This is a genomic window from Nocardia sp. (assembly GCF_025465275.1).
Classification (GTDB): Bacteria; Actinomycetota; Actinomycetes; order Mycobacteriales; family Mycobacteriaceae; genus Nocardia.
The window spans coordinates 32221-54714 of sequence record NZ_JAODNK010000216.1 but is presented as its reverse complement, the minus strand read 5'-3'; the positions used below and the strand labels follow the sequence as shown (position 1 = coordinate 54714).

Here is a 22494-nt window from a genome sequence, read left to right as displayed (position 1 = left end):
TTTCGTCGATCACATGCCGTTGCATTCGATGAGCGGGGCAGGGTAGTCGGGGGCGAGCAGGGGTGCTCGCCAGGGTTTGTGGATGTCAGCGCCGGGGAGATGGGCGAGCTCGGGAAGCCAGCGGCGGGCGTAATTGCCGTCGGGGTCGTAGCGGTCGGCTTGGCGGATGGGGTTCAGGACACGGTTGGGGCGGGTGTCGGTGCCGGTGCCGGCGGCCCACTGCCAGTTGAGCTGGTTATTGGCGACATCGCCGTCGACGAGCCAGCGCTGGAAATGGGCTGCGCCGATGCGCCAATCGATGCCGAGGGATTTGCTGAGGAAGCTTGCCGCGATCAGGCGGGCGCGGCCAGGCATCCAGCCTTCGGCCAGTAGTTGGCGCATGCCCGCGTCGATGACGGGATATCCGGTGCGGCCCGCGCACCAGGCGGCGACCGCGTGGGGATCATTACGCCAGGGGGCGGGGCGGGGGCGGTAGTCCTGGGTGGCGACCTCGGGCCGGGCGGCCAGGATCTGGTTGTTGAAGTCGCGCCAAGCCAATTGGCGGGCGAAGGCATAGCCGCCGGGAGTGGACAGGTCGGTGCGCCGGACCATTTCGGTGGGTGACAGGCAGCCGAAGTGCAGGTAGGAAGCCAGGCGGGAGGTGGCGTCAGCGGCCAGATCGTCGCTGGCGGAGGCGTATTCACCGACGGGGCCGGAAAGCCAGTCGCGCAAGAGCTTCCGGCCGGTGGTCTCGCCTCCCACGGCCAATTGCGGGGAGCTTTCCGCCGAACTGAGAGCGGTGAAGTCGGGCAGTTCCGCACCGGCGATATCCGGCACTGTCACGTCGCCGGGTCGTGCCACGGCACTACGCAGCGGGGTTTCCAGCCATCGGCGGAAGTACGGCGTGAAGACCGCGAAGTGATCCCGCCCGGTCGCCGGGCGCAGATCGGAAGGGTCGACGATGCTCACCGATCCCGAATGCACTGTCAGCCGACAATCGCTGTGTCCCAGTCGATCCCGTAGCCGCCGGGCTCGCGCAGTGCTGTACCCGCTCACATCCGAGGCGATATGCACCTCGGTCGCGCCGGTCTCGGCGACCACCTGTGCGACTTGCTCGGCGATATCCCCTCGCCGCACTACCAGTCGTCCGCCGACGGCCCGCAATTCCGTATCGAGCTCACCGAGCGCCGCCAGCAGGAATCGAATTCGATTCGCTGAGGGGGAGGCCCGCTCGAGGATTCTGTCGTCGACAACGAACAGGGGCACCACCGCACCGGCACGACAGGCCGCAGCCAGCACCGGATTGTCATGGACCCGCAGGTCCCTGGTGAACAGGGCAACGGCGACGCTCATCGGAGATCCACCCTAGGCATCCGGCCATCGTAGCTTCGCATCCAGCGGAACGTATCCAATACATCACACAACCAGATCGTTCCGTCGCATCCTGCTCTCAGTCCCATCTCTGCACGCAAATATCCCTTGCACCGGCAGTTTGACCAATCCGGACATGCGCAACGATTTCGCTGCGATGTTGGATAAATTCCACTCCCTGGACTATCCTCGGCGCAGGCGAAAACAGCGACCGACCCGAGGATGATGCGACGATGAGCCAGGCGTTCGACGCTTGGAAGCGGACCATTACGCGCGGGGCGAGTACCCGCGCTATTGCGGAACGCTTGGACAGCAATGGGCCGCGGATCAAGCGGCATCTGGAGGAATCGGATCCGCCGGTGGCGGACACCGTGATCGAACTGGCCCGGGCATACGGGGCGAATCCGGTGGAGGGACTGATCGCGGCCGGGCTGCTCACGCGCAGCGATGTCGACCATGCGGCCACCAAGGACGCGCTCAGCGCGGTGCCGATGCTGCAACTGCTCGAGGAGGCGGCGGCGCGCGAGCGGTTCGCCGTCGAGGGACGCCGGCGCACCGAGAAGGACGCGGAGCCTCCGGATGAGAAAGAGGACACGCACGGCCGAAGGATCAAGCGGCGCAAGATCGGAGAGGGGATGCTGTGATGGTGCCCGTCCTGCTGACGGTCGCGGGGGCAGCGGGGGCGGTCGCCGTCGGGCTGCGATTGACGCTGTGGCGCAGCCATCCGGGGTCGCGGCCGCTGACCGTCGCACTCGCCCTGCTCATGGTCGCGGCAATCCTCGATCAGCCGGCCATCATCAATAATGAATGGGTCGATCAGGCCACGCCCGAGCATGTGCGATTGGCCAATGTCAGCAATCTGATCGGCAATCTCATCACGCTCGCGGCAGCCGCCTGTCTGGTGCTGACCGTGGGGCAGGCGTGGGGGCACCGGCATCTGACCCGCTGGATCGGCGGGATCTTCGCGGCGAGCGCCGTGCTGTCGGTCGTGCTCTACGCCGTCTCCGAGGCGCACGTGACATCGACGATGTATGTCGGGAACCTGCGCGGTCTGGCGCTCGTCTACGTCTATGTGACCGCGGTGGCGTTGTTCGTGGCCAATGTCGCGGTCCTCGCCTCGCTCGCGTATTCATATCCGCATTCGACCCAGCAGACTCGAATCGCCCTGCTGCCCATGGCGATCGGCGCTGGCATCGGTACTGTGCTGATCGCACTGCTGATTGTGGAGAGCATCTGGCCCAACCGATTCGGCGACTGGTATGTCAGCTGGGCTTGGCCCACTGCGGCTGTGATGGTGGTCGCGTACGCGATCTCCGGAATCCTCGGCTATCGCATCCTGCGTGAGCGGCCGGCCGCAGCGGAATCGGATCGCCTGCAATAGATCAGCAGGCCAGCCGGACATCACCTGCACGTGCGGTGATGGCCCGATCGAGTTCACGGCTGACAGCGGCGGGTGAACCTGGGATGATCCGGACGTCCTGGTCGGAATGCATCAGATAGCGGCCGTCGCCCGCCACATCGATCCAGGCCATGAGCATGCAGGGGGCGGATTCTGCTGCAGCGGGGCCGCTTTCGATGCACAAGTGGCCCTCCGCGATTCGTGTCGCGCACAGCAGACGGCGGGCGAGATCGATATCTCCGGCGCCCAGCGCCGCTTCGACGGGCGCGCAACCCCGGCGCAGCTCTGCGGCCGGGACGGTGCACGGCTGTTCCCTGCCGCCGTGCACCAGTGGCAGCGCATAGGCGATCCGCCCGGCCAGCTGGGTACTGTCGCCGAACCAGATATGCACCGCCCCTGCGTGATCGGATGCGGCATTGCAGGTTTGCACAGCCAGCGCACCCGCACCGTTGCCGACACAGCCGAGCATGCGGACGGTGTGCGGGGAGTCGGGATGCTCGCCCTCGACGGTGATGCGTAGCTCCGGTTCGACGAGAACCCCTAGCGCCACGTCGAACTCGGGGTGGGCGAAGCGTCGTGCACTCGTCCGGTCCGCGGGGCGCCGGGTCTGCACCGAGAGTGGGTACGGGTAACTGTGGCTGTCGACAGTGGTCCAGCGATCGGCCAGTTCCTCCGGTGCGACGATCCAATCCATCTGTCTCTCAATTCCTTTCGGTGTTCGTAGGGGGGTGATCAGGGTGCGACCGCGAGGAAGACGAAGGCGGCGAACAGGGTCAGGTGCACCGCGCCCTGCAGTAGGGTCGCCCGGCCTGGGACCACGGTGAGCACACCGACCACGACAGTCAGGGCGAGCAGCACCATTTCGGTCGCGCCCAGTCCCAGCAGCAGGGGCGGATCCAGCCAGATCGAAGCCACCGCAATGGCGGGAATGGTGAGTCCGATACTCGCCATGGCTGATCCGAGGGCGAGGTTGAGGCTGATCTGCACTCTGCCGTCGCGGGCGGCGCGCAGTGCTGCCAATGCCTCGGGCAGCAGTACCAGCATGGCGATCACCACGCCGACGGCCGCACGCGGCAATCCGGCTGCGTCGACGCCGGATTCGATGGCCGGGGAGACCGTCTTGGCCAGGCCGACCACACCCACCAGGGCCATGATCAGCAGTCCGAGACTGGCCCAGGTCGCACGCTGGGACGGTGGCGTTTGGTCTGCGACCGCTACGCGCTCCGGTTCGACGGGCAGGAAGTCGTCGCGGTGCCGCAGGGTCTGCACGGCCACGAAGCTGCCGTAGAGCACCAGTGATGCGACCGCCGCGAAAGCGAGCTGGGCGGAGGAGAATCGAGGGCCCGGTTCACTGGTGGTGAAGGTCGGCAGCACCAGGGTCAGGGTCGCCAGCGCTGCCACCGTTGCCAGCGCCGCGCCCGTGCCCTCGGAGTTGAAGACCGCGACCCGGCGCCGGAGCGCGCCGACCAGCAGTGCGAGACCGAAGATGCCATTGCAGGTGATCATGACCGCCGCGAAGACGGTGTCCCGGGCCAGCGGTGCGGATTTGTCACCGCCCGAAACCATCAGGGTCAGAATCAATCCCACCTCGATCACCGTCACGGCGACCGCGAGCACCAGCGCACCGAACGGCTCCCCCACCCGGTGCGCCACCACCTCCGCGTGGTGAACCGCGGCCAGCACCGCACCGAGCAGCAGGACGACGATAGGGATATCGGCGAGCAGAGACAGTTCCCGGTCCCATACCCCGGCAAGGGCCAGAACTGCCACTATGGGGACCAAGACATTCCAGCGAATTCTCTTGTAAGGCAATGTTTCCTCGGTGTCGGGATGCGGGCGATCCAGGCACGTGGCGGTCATCGAGGTTCGAGATCGCCCGCCAGGTGGTCGTGCGCCGCGTGGCAGTGCAGTCGTACGCCGGTGACGAGGGTGTCGTCGTCGGCATAGAAGTGCGGATTGTGGTTGACGTACATGCCGCGGCCGCCGGGCGTCGGGACGGGTATCTGCTGTCCGGGGCTCAGCTCCGTATCCTGCACGCCGAGAAGGACATACAGACCGCCGTACTTATTGACGAACTCGGAGACGTCGTCGTAGCCCAGCCCGGGAAACGTCTCGATCACCTTGTTGTCGCCGGCGACTCGGCGCATGGTCGGCAGCCCGGCGGTCACCCACTCCTGCGTATTGTGCACGGCGGGCACATCCTGCAGGAATTCGACTGTGGCCGAACAGTTGTAAGCCTTGGAGGTCTGCTCGGCCAGCGTCCTGACGCGCTGCTGGACATCGCCCATATCGGATTCGACGGTGCAGCGGATGGTGCCCCACAGGGTGGCATGCCGGCCGATGATATTGAACCGGCCGACATCCTCGATATGCCCGATGGTGACGGTGATGGGGTCGAAAGCGCTGACCTGCCGGTAGATCTGGCCGATTCCGGTGAGAATCGCACCGGCGGCGGGCATGGGATCGATTCCGGCCCACGGCATGGAGCCGTGCACCTGCTGTCCATTGATGGTGATCTTCACCAGACAGGAGGCGGCGAACAGATTTCCGGCGCGATATCCGATGTAGCCCTTGGGATATGGGGCGACATGGAACCCGAAGGCCATGGTCGGGGGCGGATTGTCGAGCGCGCCCTCGGCGAGCATTTCGCGGGCGCCGCCGCGCTCGTCCGGCGGCGGGCCCTCCTCGGCGGGCTGGAAGACGAACAGCATTGTGCCCGAGAGCTTGTCGCGGATATCCGCGAGCACGGTGGCCGCGCCCATGAGCATGGCGGTGTGGCAGTCGTGGCCGCAGGCGTGCGAGACCGGGAAGGGTCCGCCAGGGTAGTTGTTGTCGATGACGTGCGAGGCGAAATCGACGCCGGAGAGGTCTTGGACCGGCAGGGCGTCGGTATCGGCGCGCAGCGCGATCACCCGGTCACCGCGCAGGCCGCCGTGCAGCACGCCGACAACGCCGTGCCCGGCAATGCCGGTGCGCACCTCGTCCAGTTTCAGCGCGCGCAGATGCTCGGCGATCAGTGTGGCGGTGGCGCCTTCCCGATTCGACAGTTCGGGGTGCCGGTGCAGGTGATGGCGCCATTTCACCACCTGGTTGGCGACGGCTGCCGCGCGGGTATCCAGTTCGTCGTAGATCGATGCGGTGCTCATGAAACCTCCTCGGGGAGAGTTGAATCGGTCAGTTGGCGGCCGGACGCCAGGTGGTGACGGCCCAGATGACGACCACGTCGAGCGCGATGATCAGCACCGCCCAGGCCGTCTCGTAGGGCAGCCACAGGAAGTTCGCGAGGATGGACAGCGCCGCGAGCGTGACCGCGGCCTCGCGGCCCCAGGTCCGCCCGGCCAGCAGTCCCGCGGCACAGAGGGCCAGCAGGACGCCGAGGGCGATGTGGATCCAGCCCCACGTGGTGGTGGTCAGCTCGTAGACGTAGTCGACGCCGACGATGAAGAGGTTGTCATCGGCCACGGCAGAGATGCCCTGCAGGATCGACAGCGCACCGACGAGGAACAGCAGTATTCCGGCGCCGAAACAGGTGCCTGCCGCGAGCTCGCGGCGCACCGGATGGGCCTTGGTCGGGTAGGTCATACCTTCGAAACTAGAGTGGTAATGTAACGTTGACAACTCATAATGCATCGTAAACATTGCATTTGATGTGATCTCCTGTGGCCGATCACCAGGTGAAAGCCGCTATTGAGATTCTCCTGTGACAGCAGCCACGGAGAACAGAATCGGCGCGGACTGGAGAAGAAGTACCGCCATGACCGCACCCGTGCGCACGGCCCCCGATGCCACCCGGGTGCTCGAACTGCTGCACGACCTCGCCGCCGCGCTGGTGTCGGGCAGTTACGAGGGCACCCTGGAAACCGAACATCAGCTCCGGCGCGCCGCACAGGCGTACGACCATCGCGCGCAGGCGATCGTGCTCGCCGAATCGGCATTCTTCATCCTCACACCCGGCTCGCACGGATTGCGCGGGCTCGAATCCTGGATAGGCGGCCAGGAGGTGCAGGGCATCGACGACTTCGCCTCCATGGTGTCGCTCATGGCCGCCATCGCCTTCGGTGTCCTCATCGCCGCCGCCCTCACCCCCTCGAATAGACCGCTACGCCAATAGCTATCGCTTTACCAGGGCACGTATCGAGGCGGCGATCGAACTCACCACTCTCGCCGCCGACAGCGTGATTGTCGATGCCGGCCCCATCCCCGCCGCGATCGCGATGACTGGTGCCCTGCAACTTGTTGCGGCGGTTGCCGAAGCACGTGCCGGTCGGCTGTGGGAAGCGCGGGACCGGCTGAGCATCGTCCATCCGATTGCGGCGCGGTCACAACAGGCAGGCAACGTCGGGCACACCATGTTCAGCCCGCTCAATGTCGAGCTTCACGCGATAGCGATCGAGCTCCAGGCGGGCGATGCGATCGAGGCGCTACGAATCGCCGATCAACTCGATCTCACCGAATGCCCCTCGGTGGAAAGATGTTTCACCTTCGCCCTCGACCTGGCTCGACACTCACTACGGTAGTGCTCGCGGCAGGTCTAGCCTTGCGCCACAACATATACCGGCCACGCCACTGTGTCGGAATCACCGTCGCCGACCTTCAAGCCCGGCTGGCGACCGACCGCATGTTCGTGCCAGTTGCCGGGCGGTGATGATCATGCTCGAAATCCCTACTGCCATCGGCTATTTGCGATCGGATATCTCGCGCTCGCGACCGCCGTGGGATGAGATTCAAATTCGCAGTCTTGCAAGACGACTCGGCTATGCGCTGGCGAAGACGATCGTATTCGGCGCGTATACCGATGATCCGACACAACGGGTGATCGATGTCGTTCGCGCCATCGATGCCGACGCGGTAGTCATCCCCGGTATTGATCATTTCGACGGGTATCTGCCTCCGGAGCTGATCGCGGTGGCCGATGTCATCACCGTCTCGCCCGAGCAGACCTTCGCGCGGTGGGTCATACCGCCCGACGCGCCCGCTGATATGAGTGCTCGTTGACAGCCGGCCAGACAAAAACGGGTGCGTTGCGGGGGTGGGGCGGTGTTGGATGGATGGATGACATTGCCACGTAAAGGAACTCGCGTGCTCGCCTTGAACGGTGAGCGGTATCGATGGGTCGTCTCGTCTGGTGATCTGCCCAATCTGCGGTTTGTGATCGAGGCCGAGGAGGTGAACGGGCAGCGGGTGGTGGTCGGAGTGGATGATGAATCCGTGATTACGCCGGGGCTGGTAGCCATGGCTGTGACGGAAGCTCTGCGCGCCGGGTGGACTCCGCAGGAGCGCGGGCCGCAACTCCACTTCCATCTCGATGGGGAACAACTGTTGCCGCACGGTGTGGGAGGCGGGTGGCCCGCTTCAAATCCTGTCGGCTGAGCCTGGGCACGAATGAGAATCCAGCGGTACCTGGGGGTTCGGCTCGAGGTGCGGGCAATACCTGACTGGGCGGGTCGGGGCGGCCACCATAGCGGGTATGACCCAGATCGCGCCCTCCCCGGATCAGGTGGTGGCTCAGCGCTACCGCGACCCCGCACCGACCGCGCCTGCGCTGTGGAATCCGGTGTTGCAGGTATTGCACGAGCATCGGTCGGTTCGCCGGTATCTGGCCGATCCGGTGCCGGATGCTGTGCTCCGGCTGCTCATCTCAGCGGCGCAGTCTGCGCCGACTTCCTCCAACCTTCAGGTGTGGAGTGTGATCGCGGTCCGTGATCCCGAGCGTAAGGCGCGACTCGCGGCACTCGCCGGGGATCAGGAACACATTCGGCAGGCGCCGGTATTGCTGGTGTGGACGGCCGATCTGGCGCGGCTGCGCGGGCTGGCCGCCGAGCGGTCGGTGCCGCTGGACGGGGCCGACTATCTGGAGTCGAGCTACGTGGCGTTCCTGGACGCGGCGCTGGCGGCACAGAATGCGGTGGTGGCGGCGGAATCGCTGGGGCTGGGCACCGTTTACATCGGCGCGATCCGTAACAACCCCGAGCAGGTAGCGGCCGAATTAGCCTTGCCGCCGGGGGTTTTCGCGGTGTTTGGTCTTGTTGTGGGCACTCCGGACCCGAGCGAGGACGCCCGCGTCAAGCCGCGGCTGCCGCAGGCCGCGGTGCTGCACGAGGAAACCTACGATGCGAGCGAGCAGAGCGCGCATGTGGCGGAGTACGAGACCCGCATCGCGGAGTTCTACGCCGAACAGCAGCTCGACCACTCCTGGACCGATCGTGTGCTGTCCCGGCTCGGCTCGGCCGCCGCCCTCAAGGGACGCGACCGACTGCGCGATCAGCTTGCGGCCCAGGGCTTTCCGCTGCACTGATCCAGTGGCCGCGGGGCGCCGCTGTCATCGACGCCCAGGCTGGCGAGCAGTCGCAGGTTGTCCTCATCGATGCTGCCCGGTTCGGGAGCCAGGGTGATCAGCTCCTGACCGGAACCGTCGGGCAGCATGAAGCGCTCCTGATGCAGCGTGATCACGCCGACCATGGGATGGCGAAAGCGCTGGGATCCGTGACCGCGGACGCTGACCTCGGCGGCGGCCCACAGTTCGCTGAACCGGCGGCTGCCGATGGACAGCTCGCCGATGAGGGCGGCCAACGCTGGGTCGTCTGGGAACTCACCCGCGGCGTGGCGCAGGTGGGCAACGCTTTCGGCGGTGCACGACGATCGATCGGCATACAGGTCGAAGCGGCCGGCGTCGAGAAAGATCATTCTGGCCAGATTGCGGTCGGCGACCGGCACCTGGTCCAGATCGCAGTACAGCAGACCAGCCAAGCGGTTGTACGCCAGCACGTCGATGCGGTGGTTCAGGATCAGCGCCGGATACTCCGACATGGTGTCGAGCAGCTGTCGCAGTTGCGGGCGAACCGTAGCCGGGTAGCTGGTCGGCTGCGGCCGGCGGTTGCGCTGTTTGACCAGCTTGTGCAGGTGCTCGCGAGCTACCTCGTCGAGTTGCAGCGCCCGCGACAGTGCGTCCAGTACCTGCTCCGACGGTTGTGTCGCGCGGCCCTGCTCGAGCCGGGTGTAGTAATCGACACTCACCCCCGCGAGCTGCGCCAGTTCCTCGCGGCGCAAACCGGTGACCCGGCGGCGGCCGACGATGGTGACGCCGACCGATTCCGGCGACACGTGCGCTCGACGCGACTGCAGGAACGCGCTGAGGTCGCCGAGATCATCCATGCATCCAGTATGCGCGTGGGCGGTCGTGCCAATGGTGGTCCTGTCAGTCCCAGGGAACCGGCGGCCGGTGGATAAGCAAGTCTCTGGTCGATGCCCGGCAGCGGCCGCAGGATCGGTGGCATGAACGTACTGATCGTCTACGCACACCCAGACCCGAACTCGCTGAGCGGCTCCCTCAAGGACCTCGCCGTCGACGCCCTGCGCGCGGACGGCCACGATGTCGTGGTCACCGACCTGTACGCCATGAAATGGCAAGCGGCAGCGGACTTCACCGACTTCGACGGCATCGCGGGTCCGGATTTCATGTATGCCTCCGGGGAGGCTTACCGATCCGGTGGACTTGTCGAGGACATTCGCGCCGAACAACAGAAGTTGCTCGACGCCGACCTGGTCATCCTGCAATTCCCGCTGTGGTGGTTCACCATGCCCGCGATCCTCAAGGGCTGGATCGACCGCGTGTTCACCTACGACTTCGCTTACGGCGCAAAGGTTTCGCGCTATGGCGCGGGTCCGTTCGCCGGCAAACGCGCCATGCTCGCCATCACCGCGGGCGGCAAGATCGGGCACTACACCGAGCGGGGAGTCAATGGCCCCATCGACGATCTGCTGTTCCCGATCAACCACGGTGTGTTGTCCTTCACCGGTTTCGATGTGCTCCCACCGTTTGTCGAGCACAGTGCCGTCCACCTGAACGACCAGGGCTACACCGAGATCGCCGACCGTTACCGGCAACAACTCGCGACCGCCTTTACCGCCGAACCGATTCCATACCGCTCGGAGTCCGGCGGCGATTACACCGGGGTGACATACCAGGACGGTTCAGAGCTGATGCCGGGCCGAGAATCACCCGGCGCCAACGGTTTCGCGCTGCACGTCGCCGGCACGGCTTGACCTATCCGGACGAGCCGCTAGCAATCGCCGGGACCCCAGAGATCGCCAGGACCCTTGCGACCGCCGTCATCACCGAGATGCCACGGATCATCGTTCCCCGGTTAGTCCGTCTGAGTGATGTAGAAGCGGTTTCCATCCGGGTCGCGGAACATGAACATTGGTGGTGCGGTTTCCCATTCGAGCAGGCTGCCGACGGTGAATCCGAGGTCAGCGAGGGCGGTATGGGCGGCGCGTGCGTCGGGCGTCGCCAATCGGATCCCGGTGTCGATACCGGCGGGCAGCTCCTCGGACGCTCGAACGAACGAGAGGGTCGTGTCGGTGCCGGGGATGCGCATCTCCAGCCATCGGAAGTCCGGCTGTAGCTCAGCATCCATATGAGTCTCGAACCCGAGTTGTTGCCACAGCGCCTTGGCGCGGTCCTGGTCGGTCACGGGAACAGCGACAGTCAGCACACCGGAGCAGGTCGTCTTGGTCATGAAGGAGAAGACGACTCGACCACGCCGAATTCATCGGTGGATGCCAGCGGATCATCAGGTGCTGAATTCAGGAATGGGTTTGGCACATAAAGGGGCACGAATCATCGATGTCGGCGGTTTGCGGCATCGATGGGTCGTAGCCGCCGGGGACAACCCGGGAGCCGGCCGCTATCAGCGGAAGAGGGCGTTGATGACCAAAACCACGCCGGCTCCGCCGCTGCCGCCGCCCACCGAGCCGGCGTTGGCGATCTGGCGGGTGCCGAGCACTATTTGCTGACCCGCGCCGGGGCCACTGCTGACGCCGAGCGTGCTGATGGCGTTCTGCCCTACAGGTGAGGTAACCCAATCGCCCGATACGACGCTTACCGATCCATCGGACCAGGCTATGGTCCCGCCGGCCGGATTGCCGCCCGCTCCGGTTCCGGATGAGCTGCCGGTGACGATATTGAACGGATAACTGATGTTCAGCATGCCGCCGGTGACGTCGGGCAGCTGAGCGCTGCCACAGTCAGTGAGTCCGCCGGTCACGTTGGTATTCATCCCGCCACTGCCGCTACCTGGAACGTTGGTGGTGGTGAGCTGGCCGCCGTAGCAACCGCCAACAACCCAATCGGCGGTTGCGGTGGCGGCCACACCTGTCAGCACCGGGAAAGCAAGAGTCGCACCGAATAAAACTGCCGTACAGCGTTGGAATCGCATGTTAGTACCTTTCGCCGCGATGCACCGTTGCATCTCGATCGCAGTACGAACGACAAATCCATCGTAGGCCTTTGTGCCGGGGGATGCGATCGAAGATATTCGTCCCGACAGGAATCCATATTCCAGCTACGAAACTGCACTACTGTAATTCGTGCGGAATTGCACTTCTCATGTGGATAGAGACACCGCGACCGGATTTCATAAGAACTACGTGACTGTTCCAATCCGGGTGATCAGCGGCAGTTTTGGGTTTTCATCCACGATCGGTGTGGAGTGGCGCCGACCAGGAACTGGTGGCGGAGCCTTCTCGATGTTTGCCGCCCTCAGTTCCTGGTCGGCATTGTTTCAGTTGCAGGAGAGGGGAATCCGGGGATCGAGCCTGGATGGTCGGGCCGGTTCTTACGGTAATCCTGCGTTGTGATCGGCAGGATTGTGTTGTCGGAAATTCCGTGGTCGGGCTGGTGATGTTTGGTCACACTGCTGTGGTGGTAGCGGGAGAGGTTGGGCGGGCGGCGATTCGGGCTCGGGCGGTCGGGTGGGGTTTGGTCTCGTGGGTGTTGTTCGCGAGTTCGGGGCCGTTGGCCGAGGCGGTGATGGTGGCGGGCTGGTCGCCGGGGGCGGTGAGCTCGGCGCGGATTTCGTTGGGCGCGGTGCTGCTGGGGTCGATGATCGCGGTATTGCGGCCGCGGGCGTTGTGGTTCGGCCGGGCCGATCTGTGGCTGTTGCTCGGCTACGGTGTGTTTGGTGTTGCGGGGGTGCAACTGTTGTTTTTTGTTGCGGTGGAACGGCTTCCGGTGGGGGTGGCGATGGTGCTGGTCAATCTTGCGCCCGCGCTGGTCGCGCTGTGGGTGCAGATCGTGCGGCGCGCTCGGCTGCCGGGGATGGTGTGGGTGGGGATCGGGCTCGCGGTGGCGGGAATGGCTGTGGTCGCGCAGATCTGGCAGGGCGGCGGGCTGGATCCGCTCGGCGTGGCCGCCGGTCTGGGCTCGGCGATCTGCTCTGCCGGGTACTTCCTGCTCGGCGAACATGGTGCGACCAGGTATGACCCGGTCGGGATGACGGCGGTCGGCTTGGCCATCGGCGCGGTGGTGGTGGCGGTGGTCGCTCCGCCGTGGACACTGCCCGCCGAGCTGCTCACGGCGCCGGCGGCGCTGGGCGGTGTACAGACACCGGTGTGGCCGGTGCTGCTGGTCCTGGCTGTGGCCGGTACGGTGCTGCCCTACCTGGCCGGGCTGCGAGCCTTGCGGGATCTGCCCTCGGCCCTGGCCAGCGTGCTGGCGGTGGTGGAACCACTGGTCGCCGCCGCGCTGGCCTGGCTGCTGCTCGGGCAGTCGCTCACGCTGACACAGATGGCCGGGGCGGTGATCATGCTGATCGGCGCGATGCTGGTGCAACTGACCATGCCGGAGACCGTGCGAACAAAGTCCTGAACCTGCAGGCGGTATCCCCCGGTCGTGACGCCGACCGGAGGATCTCGTGGAGGTGCTGGTCAGTTCGGGGTGGTGAGTCCGGCGAGGAGCGCGCGGAGTGGGGTGGGGGTTCGGGTGAGGAGATTGCCGAGAGTTGGGCCGGTGGTGGCGAATTCGCTGTTGCGGGAGGCGTGGAACATGCCGAGCAGCATGGTCGCCTGCGATGCGGGGATGCCGTGTTCGATCAAGCCGGCTGCCCATTCGTCGTCGTCGACGACAATCCGGTGGATGGGACGGCCGGTGAGGTCGGTGAGGATTCCGGCAATGTCCTCGAGGTCCAGGGCATCCGGGGCGGTCAGCGGCGGGGTGGGGCCGTCGAAGCGGGATTCCTCGGTGAGGATGCGGGCGGTAGCGGCGGCGAGGTCGTGGTGAGTGGTCCACGAGACCGGGCCGTCGGCGGGTGCGGCGAGTTGGCCTGTTTCGAGAGCGCGGCCCAGCAGCAGGGGGACGGTGCTGGCGTAGAAACCGTTGCGCAGCGAGGTGCAGGGGGTGCCGGATTCGGCCAGGTAGCGCTCGGTCGCGGCGTGGTCGGGCATGGGAGCGAAGAGCGAATCTGCCGCAGCGCCTTGGTGACTCGTGTAGAGGATGCGCGCTGCGCCGGCGGCGCGGGCGGCGTCGATCGCCGCGGTGTGCTGAGCGACCGCCGAACCTCCGGTCTCGTTCGACGAGACGATCAGGACCTGCGTAGCGCCCTCGAATGCCGACGCAAGGGAATCCGGGTCGGCGAAGTCGCCCTGCCGGACACGCACACCGCGCGCCGCGAGGTCTGCGGCGCGGGCCGGATCGCGAACGCTGACGCCGACGCGGTCCGCCGGAATTCGTTCGAGCAGCTGCTGGACTACCTGGGAGCCGAGAGTGCCCGTGGCACCGGTAACGATGATCATGCTCCGCCTTCTTTCGAGTGTTATCACTGGAACCGGATTCACGTTAGCACTGATAATTCACTGATAGCAACGATGCGTTATCGTTGATACATGCCGGACACCAAAGCGGTCGGTAGCACCAGGGACGAGACGCGGGCGCAGCTCGTGGAGGTCGCCGCGCAGCTGATTCGCGAGCACGGCGCGGTCGCCGTCACCACACGCGCCGTCGCCCAGGCCGCCGGTGTCCAGGCCCCGACGATCTATCGGCTGTTCGGGGACAAAGACGGACTGCTCGATGCCGTCACCGAGCACGTCTTCACCACCTATGTCGCCGGGAAGAAGCTCAGCGAGGACGACAGCGACCCGGTCGCGGCGCTGCGCGCGGGCTGGGACACGCATATCGGGTTCGGGCTTGCCAATGCGGCGCTGTTCGCACTCCTGACCGATCCTGGTCGCAGCGACGGGACGTCTGCGGCCTCGAACGCCGGTATGGCGGTGCTACGCACGCGCGTCCATCGAGTGGCCGTTGCTGGTCGGCTCCGGGTTCCCGAGCGCCGCGCGGTAGAGCTCATTCACGCCGCGGGCACGGGCGCGGTCCTCGCACTGCTGTCCCTGCCATCGCACGACCGGGATCTCGATCTCGCGGACGCGATGTTCGACGCGGTGATGCAAGCGATCCTCACCGATGCGCCCGCACTGGCCGAGGACAGTCCGACGGCGGCCGCCGTCGCGTTCCGAACCATCGTGCCGAAGCTGCCGATGCTCACCGATACCGAGCGCGCACTGATGTCCGAATGGCTGGACCGCGCCACCGCACCACCACAGATCCACTGACGGTGATTCAGGCCGGTTTCCGCTGCGCGCCGAGACCGGCCACAAATGCGGCAGCTTCCCGATGTGAGCGCACTCGAACGAATTCGATGTGTCGATAGGCCGGGTCAGCCTGCGCGCTCAGATATTGCGCGCGATTCTTGGCATGAGTTGTCCACGCCCACACGATGACCGACTGGTCGGGGTCGAGCGAGAACAGGTTGGTCCAGCGTTCCCGATTGCCGTTCCACAGTTCGCGTCCGGCCATCGCACGGCCCAGGGTCCGCTTGATGATCTGCGCCATCACCAGTGGCCGCGGCAGATCGAACCAGATCACGGTGTCCGCGCGACCCCAGACCAGGTAGCCGACTTTGCCGCGGTAGTTGCCGTCCGCCACCCAGGCGGGCTGCGCGATCAGCTCGGTGACGGCGGCCCGGAATTCCGCATCGGGCATCGGCGTCCAATCGGCCTGATGGTAGATCGCGTCGAGTTCGATATGCGGAATCCCCAGCTGCAGCGAAATCCGCTGCGCCAGTGAACTCTTCCCCGAACCGGAGGTACCCACCACCGAGATCCGCCGCGCGCTGCCCACCCGTGCATTATCCACACGGTGGTCCGGCCACGGATGGCCGCGGCCGTTCCGGCACGCTAGCCTCGTGCGCATGGGGCTGGCTGTGGCAACGCACGTACTCGCTGACGCGCTGAAGGGCGATGACGACCCCGAGCACCTCGATTATCTGCGCGACCAGTTCCGCGCGATCAATGAACTGCTTGCCGGGGAAGGACTTCCGGCCCACGCCGAGGCGACGGCGCGCGGGACCGCGAGCGAACGGAGTCGGCTGGGCGGTGTTCCCTACAGCTTCGTGCACTATCTGCGGCGCGCCTATGCGCGGGCGCGGCAGAAGCCCGATGAGGCGCTGACACCGGTCGCCGAGGATGAGAATCCCGCCGACGATCCGGCGGTCGATCAGCTCACCTACATGTTCGAGTCGCAACTGCTCTGCCACTCGGACTGCGAAGGTTATTACGTCCCGGTCGATTTCGAGGAAGTGCTGTTCCCGGACGATGATTCGGGGCTTCCCGGCGGCATGGTCGGATCGAGCAATGCGCTACTACGTGAACTCGTCTATGTCGCACCGTATCTCGGCATCACACTGGTCGACGGGCAGTTGACCGATGCCGAAATCGACAGGTTGTCCGAAGGATTCGACGACGATGCCGCGCTGTACCGCGAAAAGGAGACGTGGCTGCTCTTCTACGAGGCAGCCCGCGTCTCCGTCGAAAACCGCACCATCATCACCTTCTGCTGAGCGCGATTACCGTGGGCTGAGCCGGATCAGCCGGTACTCCCGATCGGTCTTGCCCTGGAACTTCGCATAGCGCGGCTGGGCGGCGGTGATGAGCTGCCAGGCCTGCTCCCGATCGGCGCCCTCGAGCCGGTCGTCCGCGCCGTCGGCGAACCAGGCCACCGGAGATTGCCGCTCCTGCCCCCTCCGGCGCCCACGGTGTGCAGGGATGAAGCCGCCTCACCGGGCACGGTCGCGCTGGTAGGTCCGGCATTGCTGATCGACCATGTCGGCGAAGGCACGCGCCAGGGGTGTGAGGGCGTCCCAGCGGCGGACGGCCCAGCCGACGGGCAGCGGGGGGATGTACGGCAGCGGCAGGAATCGCAGTGGGGTTGTCGAGGCGCCGGCGTACGGGAGGTCGGGGACAACCGCATGACCGACACCGAGTTCGGCGAGCAGCACGGCGGTATTCCAGTCGGTGACACCGGTTTCCGAGGTGAGGCGGACGCCCAGTCGAGTCAGCGCGGCGTCGAGATGGATGCGGGACACGGAATTGTCGGGAAGCCGGATGTGGCGGATATCGGCGAGGTCGGCGGGGGTGATCTGACATCGGTCGGCCAGCGGATCATCCTCGCGGACGGCCAGCACCCAGGGCAGATCCATGACAGGGCGCTGCTCGACGCCGCTGACCGATCCGTGAATCGTCACCCAGGCCAGGTCGACCGTGCCTTCGGTGAGCCAATCGAAACAGCTGCGACTGGAGATGATCGTGCGGAAATCCAGTGTCGCGCGCGGAAAGTGTTGCCGGAAGTCGATAATCGCGTCGGACATGAAGTGCCGGATCGTTGTCGCACCCGTGGTGACCCGCACCGATCCGGCCTCGCCACGGGCGGATTCGCCGATCCGCCGCAGGGCCGAGTCCAGGCCGGCGATCCCGTCGCTGGCCGCCGCACGCAGTACCAAACCCTCCGGCGTGGGCGTCACACCGTGTAATCCCCGTTCCAAAAGCTTTACCCCAGTGGCCTGTTCGAGCCGCTTCACATGCTGACTCACCGCGGACTGGGTGCAGGACAGCTCGCGCGCGACCGCGCTGAGGCTGCCCGCCTGGCAGACGGCCACGAACACCCGCAGATCATCGAAGGTCATGCGCACATCTGCCACCGTAGAGCCCGCCCCTCCCAAGCCCGATCTTGGGGAATGCCAAGCCAATCCGAGGATTGACCCGCGCACCGCCCGTCGCCGATGATCGATTCGGGCCCAGGGCGGCAACCCGTCCCCCTCTCCCCCACGTCCGGACGTCGGGCGGAGCGGTCGGGACGGGTGCCGACCCACCTTCCGAGAAGACTTGCACCCGTGCGTGATCGACGCTTCGAACGGAGTCGAAATGACTGCCACTCCCACCCCGTCGGTGCACGTCCGAGCCCTGATCAGCTGGCTGGCCATTTTCCCGATGGTCGCCTTGGGCATGACCGTGATGGCCCCGTTCAGCGCGACCTGGCCACCGGTGCTGCGGGCGCTGGCCTTGACCGCGGTCGTCGTTCCCAGCGCGGTCTATCTGGTGGTGCCCCGTCTATTGGCAGCGCACCACCGGATCACCCACGGGCACAGATGATTGTCAGGGCTTGGGTTGTTCGCCTTCGCGGGCGGCGATCCAGGCGTGGCCGCGGGCGATGGCCTGGTCGAGGGGGCCGAGCAGGACGGTGGTGGCGGGGATTATGTCGTGGGGGCCGAGTAGGTCGGTGATGCCGGTGCGTTGCAGGGCTTGGGCCAGGGCTGGGCGGACGCCGGTGAGGATGAGTTGGCCGCCCTCGTCGTGCAGCTGATTCGCGTAGCGGCGGAACAGTTTCAGCATGGCGGAGGACGGGATGTCGGGTGCCGCACGCAGGACCAGCACGAGCACCGCATTGCGCGCACCGGTGAAGTCGGGCAGCCCGGCTTCCAGGCGCGGAAGTTCGGCGAAGAAGCTGGAGCCGTCGTAATTGAGAACGGTCACCTCGCCGGAGGTCAGCTTGGCGGGCACCGGCGCGGTCGACCACACGCCGTCCGCCCCGCGCTGCAGTGCGGTGAGTTCGGTTCCGCGCGTGGCCTGTACGCAGAACAGCAGTAGCGACAGCACGGCGCCGATGACAATGGCCTGCTGCAGCGGCAGCTGGGTGGTCGCGGCGAAGGTGGCGAGCATGGCGGCGGTGGAGAGTTTCGAAGTGCGCCAGACCATCACGATATCGGCGCGCTTGCCCCAGATGAGCTCACCGCCGACCACCAGAATGAGTCCGCCGATCACCGGTACCGGAATGCGTTCCGCCAGCTTGGCACAGGTCAGCACGACCACGGCCAGGAAGACGCCGGAAATGACGCCCGCCCAACGGGTGCGCGCGCCGACACTGGAGGCGACGCCGGTGCGCGAGAGCGAACCACCGGACGGGAGCGCCTGGAACAGGCCGCCGCCGATATTGGCGACACCCTGGGAAATGAAGTCGCCGTTCATATTCGAGCGCGAACCATCGGGATTGGGCATCGAGGGTGCGACGCCGGCCGCCTGTGCCAGCGCGACCAGCGCGACCGATAAGGCGCCGGGCACCAGATGTGGCATCGCGTCCCAGTTCGGCAGCGACAGACCGGGCAGCGCCGCCGGAATCTCGGCAATCCCCCGCACCAGTTCGACATCCAGACTCAGCGCGGCGACCGCGACGCTGACCACCACCATGGCCACGAGCAATGCCAGGGATTCGAGTTTCGGTATCACCCGCGCGATCGCCCACACCGCCACGGTGGCGATCGCCACCCAGGTGGTCGTCGCCTGCCAGTGCGATATGCCGGTGAGCCAGTTCCACACCTGCACCAGCTTGTTGTGCCCGCCCGGCTTGTAATCGGTGGCGTCCTTGAACACCCCGGTGATGATCTGCAGCGCGATACCGGTGGAGAAGCCGATCATGACCGCATTGGAGACGAAGCTGAGCACCACGCCCAGCCGCAGCAGCCCCATGAGCAACATGATCAGGCCGACCATAATGGCCAGGGCCGCAACGTTTCCCGCACTGTGTGAATCGAGGCCGGCATCCGAAAGGACCGACTGCCCGGTCAGGGCGATGGCACTGGTGAGGGTGGTGACCATGAGCACCGTGGACGCGGTGAGCGAACCCAGGATCGGCGGCATCACACCGGCGTAGAGCCCCGCCACCGGACTGAATCCGGCGATCGAGGCGTACGCCATGCCCTCGGGAATGCTGAACAGTCCGGTCGCCATACCAGCGGTCACATCGGCGGTGGTGGGCTTGCCGATCTTGGCGCGGGCGCGGGAGAGCAGTACGCTCACCACAGTCCGTTCCCCAGCCCGCCGAGTAGCTGCGCAACCATGGTGCCTCCTATCGGCGTGGCTATGTCGATCACTGGTCGACCTTCCTCGACCGGCGGCGGTGTGTCTTCACACGCCACGGGTGAAGTCCGGGTCGATCAGAGCCAGCCCGAATGCCGGGCGCGATCGAGCGCTCCCAGCCTGGAATTGGCGTCGAGCTTCGAATAGATGCCGCGCAGATGAGTTTTCACGGTATTGATGGACACGCCCAGATCGGTCGCGATCTGCTGTGCGGTGCGACCGGAGGGCAACTGCTTCAACACGACCATCTCGGTATCGGTGAGCGGCGGATTCGAGGCCCGGCGCCGAGAATTGGGATGACGGCGAATCAGCTCGGCGAAGGCATCATAGTTGCCGAATCGTCCCGCATAGGTATCGAGCAGATCGACAGCATGCGGAATATCGAAGAAGGGGCGCACAATTCGCTCCGGCGCGGCCGCTCGCAGCGCCTTTTCGATACCACTGTGCACCTTTGTCGGCATGCTCGAATCCTGATGCGACAGGGCATACAGCAACCATCCGGTAATCGCGGTGACGGGGTGCAGCGCATGCGCGTTCGCGAGCAGCGGGTCAAGCAGGGCGCGAGTGGTGGTCGACCGGTTGACAGCCTGCGACAGGGCAGCCCGGGCCACCGTGATCTCAGGCGTATCGCCGATGGCGACGCGCGCTCGCTCGACCATCAGCCGGGCGCTGCGCGGCTCGTGCACCCGCAACATCACCCACACTGCGTGCGGGATCAGCCCGCTGCTGGTCACCGTAGCCGGATGCTTGGCCAGCAGTTCGAGCAGACAGTGCCGGACGGCCTCGGCAGCTGCGCCCTTGTCCTCGGCGCGCTCGAACTGCAGCAGCTGCCCGACCACTTGCGCATGCAGGCCCCCGGCCGGGCCGATCGAACCGTCACGGCGGGCATGACCGCTGAGCGCGGCGGCGATATAGGCCGGATCCGGTTCCTCACCATGCAGATACGCGCCGAGCGCGGCCATGGTCATGGCCTGCGTGGTGTCGGCGGTCTGCGGTACGGCATGGGCGGCGGCAATGGCGAGACTGCGTTCGGACCGCTCGCGCATGGTGGTCACCGCGCCGACAACACAGGCCGCGAGGGCCAGCCGGGTCACCGCGTGAATGGCCAGCAGCGGCCGCCCGGCGTGCTCGGCAAGAGCCAGACCGGATTTCAGCAGCCGCTCACCGCGCTCGACCTCACCGCGAGCGACCAGCGCGGTCGCGGTCTGGATGGCCGCATAACAATCGATATCCGCCTGGCCGGTGGACGGAATCGACTCGGGAATCTCGAAGTCGCCCAGGGCGATACCACCCGATACCGCGATATCGGCGGTGATGGCCAGGGTGAGCGAGGCGAGCCAGCACTCGGGCACAAACGATTCGCACTGCTCATCACGGGCCCGGGCGACCGCGAGATAGGCCGACGCATCGGCGGTATCGCCGGCGACCAGCGCGGTCACCACGCGCAGCAGCCAGACGAACGGATCGTCCGCGAGCGCGGGCTGGGACCGCTGCAGCTGTTCGAAGAGTTCGGCGCCGTCACCGTCGAGCACCATGGCCATGCCGGCGTCGGAGAGGAATTCGGTCAGCGCGCCGCGGTCGGGGACCTCGAGCAGCTGGCTCAGCGCCGGCGCCCGCAGACCCATGTCCCGGAACCAGTCGGCGGCCCGACTATGCAGCTCCGAGCGGTTCTCCCGGCCCAGCCGATACGCCTCGGCGCGAAAGTGGCAGCGCAGGATCGGGTGATATTCGAACCACAGCTGGCCATCGCGCAGCGTGCTGGTGAGCGGGAATTCGAGCCGCCCGAGCTCGTGCAGCGCATGCTCGGCGCCATCGCCGACCAGCGCATCGGCCAGCGATTCGGAGAAGGTGTCGAGAATGCTGGTGTAGGTCAGGAACATTCGCAGATGCACCGGAATATCGGTGATGAATTCGTCGGCCAGATAGTCGGAGACGGCATGCGGCCCGCGCGCCAGGGCGGTGAGCGCCGCGGCGTGCTCGTCCGGATGATCGGCGAGCTGGCTGGCGACGATGCGGACCAGCGCGGGCCAGCCCTCGGTCAGCTCCAGCACGGTCGCGAGTTCCGCATCGGTCAGACGGCAGCCGTGCTGCGCGCACAGCTCGGCGATCTGGCCGGTGGTCAGGGTGAGATCGCCGAAGCCGAGCCGGGTGAGGCCACCGCGCAGGTCCAGCGAGTGCCAGCGCAGTGGCGGCGCGACTCGGCCGGAGATGATCGTGGTGACGGTCAGCGGCGAATTCTGCAGGAAGTGTTCGAATCCCGCGAGCACCTGCGGATCGGTGAGCAGATGCGCGTCGTCGATCACCAGCACCGTCGGCATGGCATGACTCGCCAGCGCTGCGCCCAGCGCGACCGCATCGGAGATCTGCGTGGCGGGCATCATGCGGCGGGGCGCATCGGTGAGAGTGACGCCGAGCGCGTGGCGGACCGCCGCCCAGAAGGCCGCCCCCTCGTTCATCTCGTCGGTGACGGTGCACCAGGCCACGCCGGTGCGGGGATGCGGGCCGCCGTCGCGATGCTCCAGCCAGTCCGCCAGTAGTACCGTCTTGCCGCTACCGGCCGGCGCGCAAATCAGCAGCACACTCGTATTAGCCGTATCCACAGCACTATCCAGGCGCTTCTCCAGAGCCACTCTGGAAAGCGTTGGGAAAGCCGGAATCGGAACACCAGAGGGCCGAACCAACGGAATTGTCACCGTGCCTCCTGCACCGAGTGCCGATACTTCAAC

At 66.1% G+C, this 22494-nt stretch carries 26 protein-coding genes; 12 read left to right on the top strand and 14 right to left on the bottom strand.

The window, feature by feature from the left end; translation table 11 throughout:
* Positions 1 to 9: 9 nt before the first annotated feature.
* Positions 10 to 1332: a cryptochrome/photolyase family protein gene (locus JWN03_RS43075; protein ID WP_297628324.1), complete on the bottom strand. Its 1323-nt coding sequence runs from the start codon at positions 1330 to 1332 to the stop codon at positions 10 to 12.
* Positions 1333 to 1583: 251 nt separating this feature from the next.
* On the opposite strand from JWN03_RS43075, the gene JWN03_RS43070 reads away from it, so the two are divergent.
* Complete coding sequence (locus JWN03_RS43070) at positions 1584 to 1994, top strand: hypothetical protein (protein ID WP_297628323.1); 411 nt, start codon at positions 1584 to 1586, stop codon at positions 1992 to 1994.
* Positions 1991 to 2731, top strand: a complete 741-nt coding sequence (locus tag JWN03_RS43065; RefSeq protein WP_297628321.1) for a hypothetical protein — start codon at positions 1991 to 1993, stop codon at positions 2729 to 2731. Before JWN03_RS43070 ends, JWN03_RS43065 begins: the two co-directional genes overlap by 4 nt.
* A gap of 1 nt (position 2732) precedes the next feature.
* Here the strand turns inward: JWN03_RS43065 and JWN03_RS43060 are convergent, their stop codons facing one another.
* From JWN03_RS43060 to JWN03_RS43045, 4 genes are read right to left on the bottom strand one after another with little or no spacing between them, the layout of a single operon-like run.
* A complete protein-coding gene (locus JWN03_RS43060; RefSeq protein WP_297628319.1) occupies positions 2733 to 3443 on the bottom strand; it encodes an ESX secretion-associated protein EspG in 711 nt (236 codons plus the stop codon).
* 38 nt (positions 3444 to 3481) lie between these two features.
* The gene (locus JWN03_RS43055; RefSeq protein ID WP_297628317.1) at positions 3482 to 4609 is read right to left on the bottom strand and encodes a calcium:proton antiporter; all 1128 of its coding nucleotides are present in this window, start codon (positions 4607 to 4609) and stop codon (positions 3482 to 3484) included.
* On the bottom strand, positions 4606 to 5895 hold the full coding sequence (locus tag JWN03_RS43050) for a M20 metallopeptidase family protein (protein ID WP_297628316.1): 1290 nt from the start codon (positions 5893 to 5895) through the stop codon (positions 4606 to 4608). The genes JWN03_RS43055 and JWN03_RS43050 overlap by 4 nt, the downstream gene beginning before the upstream one ends.
* 28 nt (positions 5896 to 5923) lie before the next feature.
* Positions 5924 to 6331, bottom strand: coding sequence for a DUF7144 family membrane protein (locus JWN03_RS43045; protein ID WP_297628314.1), 408 nt, complete (start codon positions 6329 to 6331; stop codon positions 5924 to 5926).
* Between the two features lie 172 nt (positions 6332 to 6503).
* On the opposite strand from JWN03_RS43045, the gene JWN03_RS43040 reads away from it, so the two are divergent.
* From JWN03_RS43040 to JWN03_RS43020, 5 genes are all read left to right on the top strand, one after another.
* On the top strand, positions 6504 to 6860 hold the full coding sequence (locus tag JWN03_RS43040; RefSeq protein WP_297628312.1) for a hypothetical protein: 357 nt from the start codon (positions 6504 to 6506) through the stop codon (positions 6858 to 6860).
* The gene (locus JWN03_RS43035) at positions 6808 to 7266 is read left to right on the top strand and encodes a hypothetical protein (protein WP_297628310.1); all 459 of its coding nucleotides are present in this window, start codon (positions 6808 to 6810) and stop codon (positions 7264 to 7266) included. The genes JWN03_RS43040 and JWN03_RS43035 overlap by 53 nt, the downstream gene beginning before the upstream one ends.
* A 133-nt stretch (positions 7267 to 7399) precedes the next feature.
* Complete coding sequence (locus JWN03_RS43030) at positions 7400 to 7744, top strand: hypothetical protein (RefSeq protein WP_297628309.1); 345 nt, start codon at positions 7400 to 7402, stop codon at positions 7742 to 7744.
* A gap of 84 nt (positions 7745 to 7828) precedes the next feature.
* Complete coding sequence (locus tag JWN03_RS43025) at positions 7829 to 8119, top strand: hypothetical protein (RefSeq protein WP_297628307.1); 291 nt, start codon at positions 7829 to 7831, stop codon at positions 8117 to 8119.
* Positions 8120 to 8216: 97 nt separating this feature from the next.
* On the top strand, positions 8217 to 9044 hold the full coding sequence (locus JWN03_RS43020) for an NADPH-dependent oxidoreductase (protein ID WP_297628305.1): 828 nt from the start codon (positions 8217 to 8219) through the stop codon (positions 9042 to 9044).
* On the opposite strand, the gene JWN03_RS43015 is transcribed toward JWN03_RS43020, so the two are convergent.
* Positions 9011 to 9901, bottom strand: coding sequence for a helix-turn-helix transcriptional regulator (locus JWN03_RS43015; protein ID WP_297628303.1), 891 nt, complete (start codon positions 9899 to 9901; stop codon positions 9011 to 9013). The genes JWN03_RS43020 and JWN03_RS43015 overlap by 34 nt on opposite strands.
* 120 nt (positions 9902 to 10021) lie before the next feature.
* Here JWN03_RS43015 and JWN03_RS43010 point away from each other — a divergent pair, with 120 nt between their 5' ends.
* Positions 10022 to 10792 (top strand): NAD(P)H-dependent oxidoreductase, encoded by a 771-nt coding sequence (locus JWN03_RS43010; RefSeq protein WP_297628301.1) that lies wholly within the window; start codon positions 10022 to 10024, stop codon positions 10790 to 10792.
* 101 nt (positions 10793 to 10893) lie between these two features.
* Here the strand turns inward: JWN03_RS43010 and JWN03_RS43005 are convergent, their stop codons facing one another.
* Both JWN03_RS43005 and JWN03_RS43000 read right to left on the bottom strand, forming a co-directional pair.
* Complete coding sequence (locus JWN03_RS43005; protein ID WP_297628299.1) at positions 10894 to 11268, bottom strand: VOC family protein; 375 nt, start codon at positions 11266 to 11268, stop codon at positions 10894 to 10896.
* Between the two features lie 171 nt (positions 11269 to 11439).
* The gene (locus JWN03_RS43000; RefSeq protein WP_297628298.1) at positions 11440 to 12000 is read right to left on the bottom strand and encodes a hypothetical protein; all 561 of its coding nucleotides are present in this window, start codon (positions 11998 to 12000) and stop codon (positions 11440 to 11442) included.
* A gap of 452 nt (positions 12001 to 12452) precedes the next feature.
* On the opposite strand from JWN03_RS43000, the gene JWN03_RS42995 reads away from it, so the two are divergent.
* Positions 12453 to 13397: an EamA family transporter gene (locus JWN03_RS42995; RefSeq protein WP_297628296.1), complete on the top strand. Its 945-nt coding sequence runs from the start codon at positions 12453 to 12455 to the stop codon at positions 13395 to 13397.
* Between the two features lie 59 nt (positions 13398 to 13456).
* Here JWN03_RS42995 and JWN03_RS42990 read toward each other — a convergent pair whose 3' ends face one another.
* Positions 13457 to 14320 (bottom strand): NmrA family NAD(P)-binding protein, encoded by an 864-nt coding sequence (locus tag JWN03_RS42990; protein ID WP_297628294.1) that lies wholly within the window; start codon positions 14318 to 14320, stop codon positions 13457 to 13459.
* Between the two features lie 90 nt (positions 14321 to 14410).
* On the opposite strand from JWN03_RS42990, the gene JWN03_RS42985 reads away from it, so the two are divergent.
* Positions 14411 to 15133 (top strand): TetR/AcrR family transcriptional regulator, encoded by a 723-nt coding sequence (locus JWN03_RS42985; RefSeq protein WP_297628292.1) that lies wholly within the window; start codon positions 14411 to 14413, stop codon positions 15131 to 15133.
* Positions 15134 to 15140: 7 nt separating this feature from the next.
* Here JWN03_RS42985 and JWN03_RS42980 read toward each other — a convergent pair whose 3' ends face one another.
* Positions 15141 to 15701 (bottom strand): hypothetical protein, encoded by a 561-nt coding sequence (locus JWN03_RS42980; RefSeq protein WP_297628290.1) that lies wholly within the window; start codon positions 15699 to 15701, stop codon positions 15141 to 15143.
* Positions 15702 to 15771: 70 nt separating this feature from the next.
* Between JWN03_RS42980 and JWN03_RS42975 the strand changes: the two genes are divergently transcribed.
* Complete coding sequence (locus JWN03_RS42975) at positions 15772 to 16419, top strand: hypothetical protein (protein ID WP_297628288.1); 648 nt, start codon at positions 15772 to 15774, stop codon at positions 16417 to 16419.
* Between the two features lie 6 nt (positions 16420 to 16425).
* On the opposite strand, the gene JWN03_RS42970 is transcribed toward JWN03_RS42975, so the two are convergent.
* Positions 16426 to 16578 (bottom strand): hypothetical protein, encoded by a 153-nt coding sequence (locus JWN03_RS42970; protein ID WP_297628287.1) that lies wholly within the window; start codon positions 16576 to 16578, stop codon positions 16426 to 16428.
* Between the two features lie 57 nt (positions 16579 to 16635).
* Entirely contained in the window at positions 16636 to 17541 is a 906-nt protein-coding gene (locus JWN03_RS42965; RefSeq protein WP_297628285.1) for a LysR family transcriptional regulator, read from the bottom strand.
* A 238-nt stretch (positions 17542 to 17779) separates the two neighbouring features.
* On the opposite strand from JWN03_RS42965, the gene JWN03_RS42960 reads away from it, so the two are divergent.
* The gene (locus tag JWN03_RS42960) at positions 17780 to 18007 is read left to right on the top strand and encodes a hypothetical protein (RefSeq protein ID WP_297628283.1); all 228 of its coding nucleotides are present in this window, start codon (positions 17780 to 17782) and stop codon (positions 18005 to 18007) included.
* A 3-nt stretch (positions 18008 to 18010) separates the two neighbouring features.
* Here the strand turns inward: JWN03_RS42960 and JWN03_RS42955 are convergent, their stop codons facing one another.
* Together JWN03_RS42955 and JWN03_RS42950 are read right to left on the bottom strand one after the other, a co-directional pair.
* Complete coding sequence (locus JWN03_RS42955) at positions 18011 to 19711, bottom strand: SulP family inorganic anion transporter (protein ID WP_297628281.1); 1701 nt, start codon at positions 19709 to 19711, stop codon at positions 18011 to 18013.
* A gap of 134 nt (positions 19712 to 19845) precedes the next feature.
* Positions 19846 to 22398, bottom strand: a complete 2553-nt coding sequence (locus tag JWN03_RS42950; protein ID WP_297628279.1) for a LuxR C-terminal-related transcriptional regulator — start codon at positions 22396 to 22398, stop codon at positions 19846 to 19848.
* Positions 22399 to 22494 lie beyond the last annotated feature (96 nt).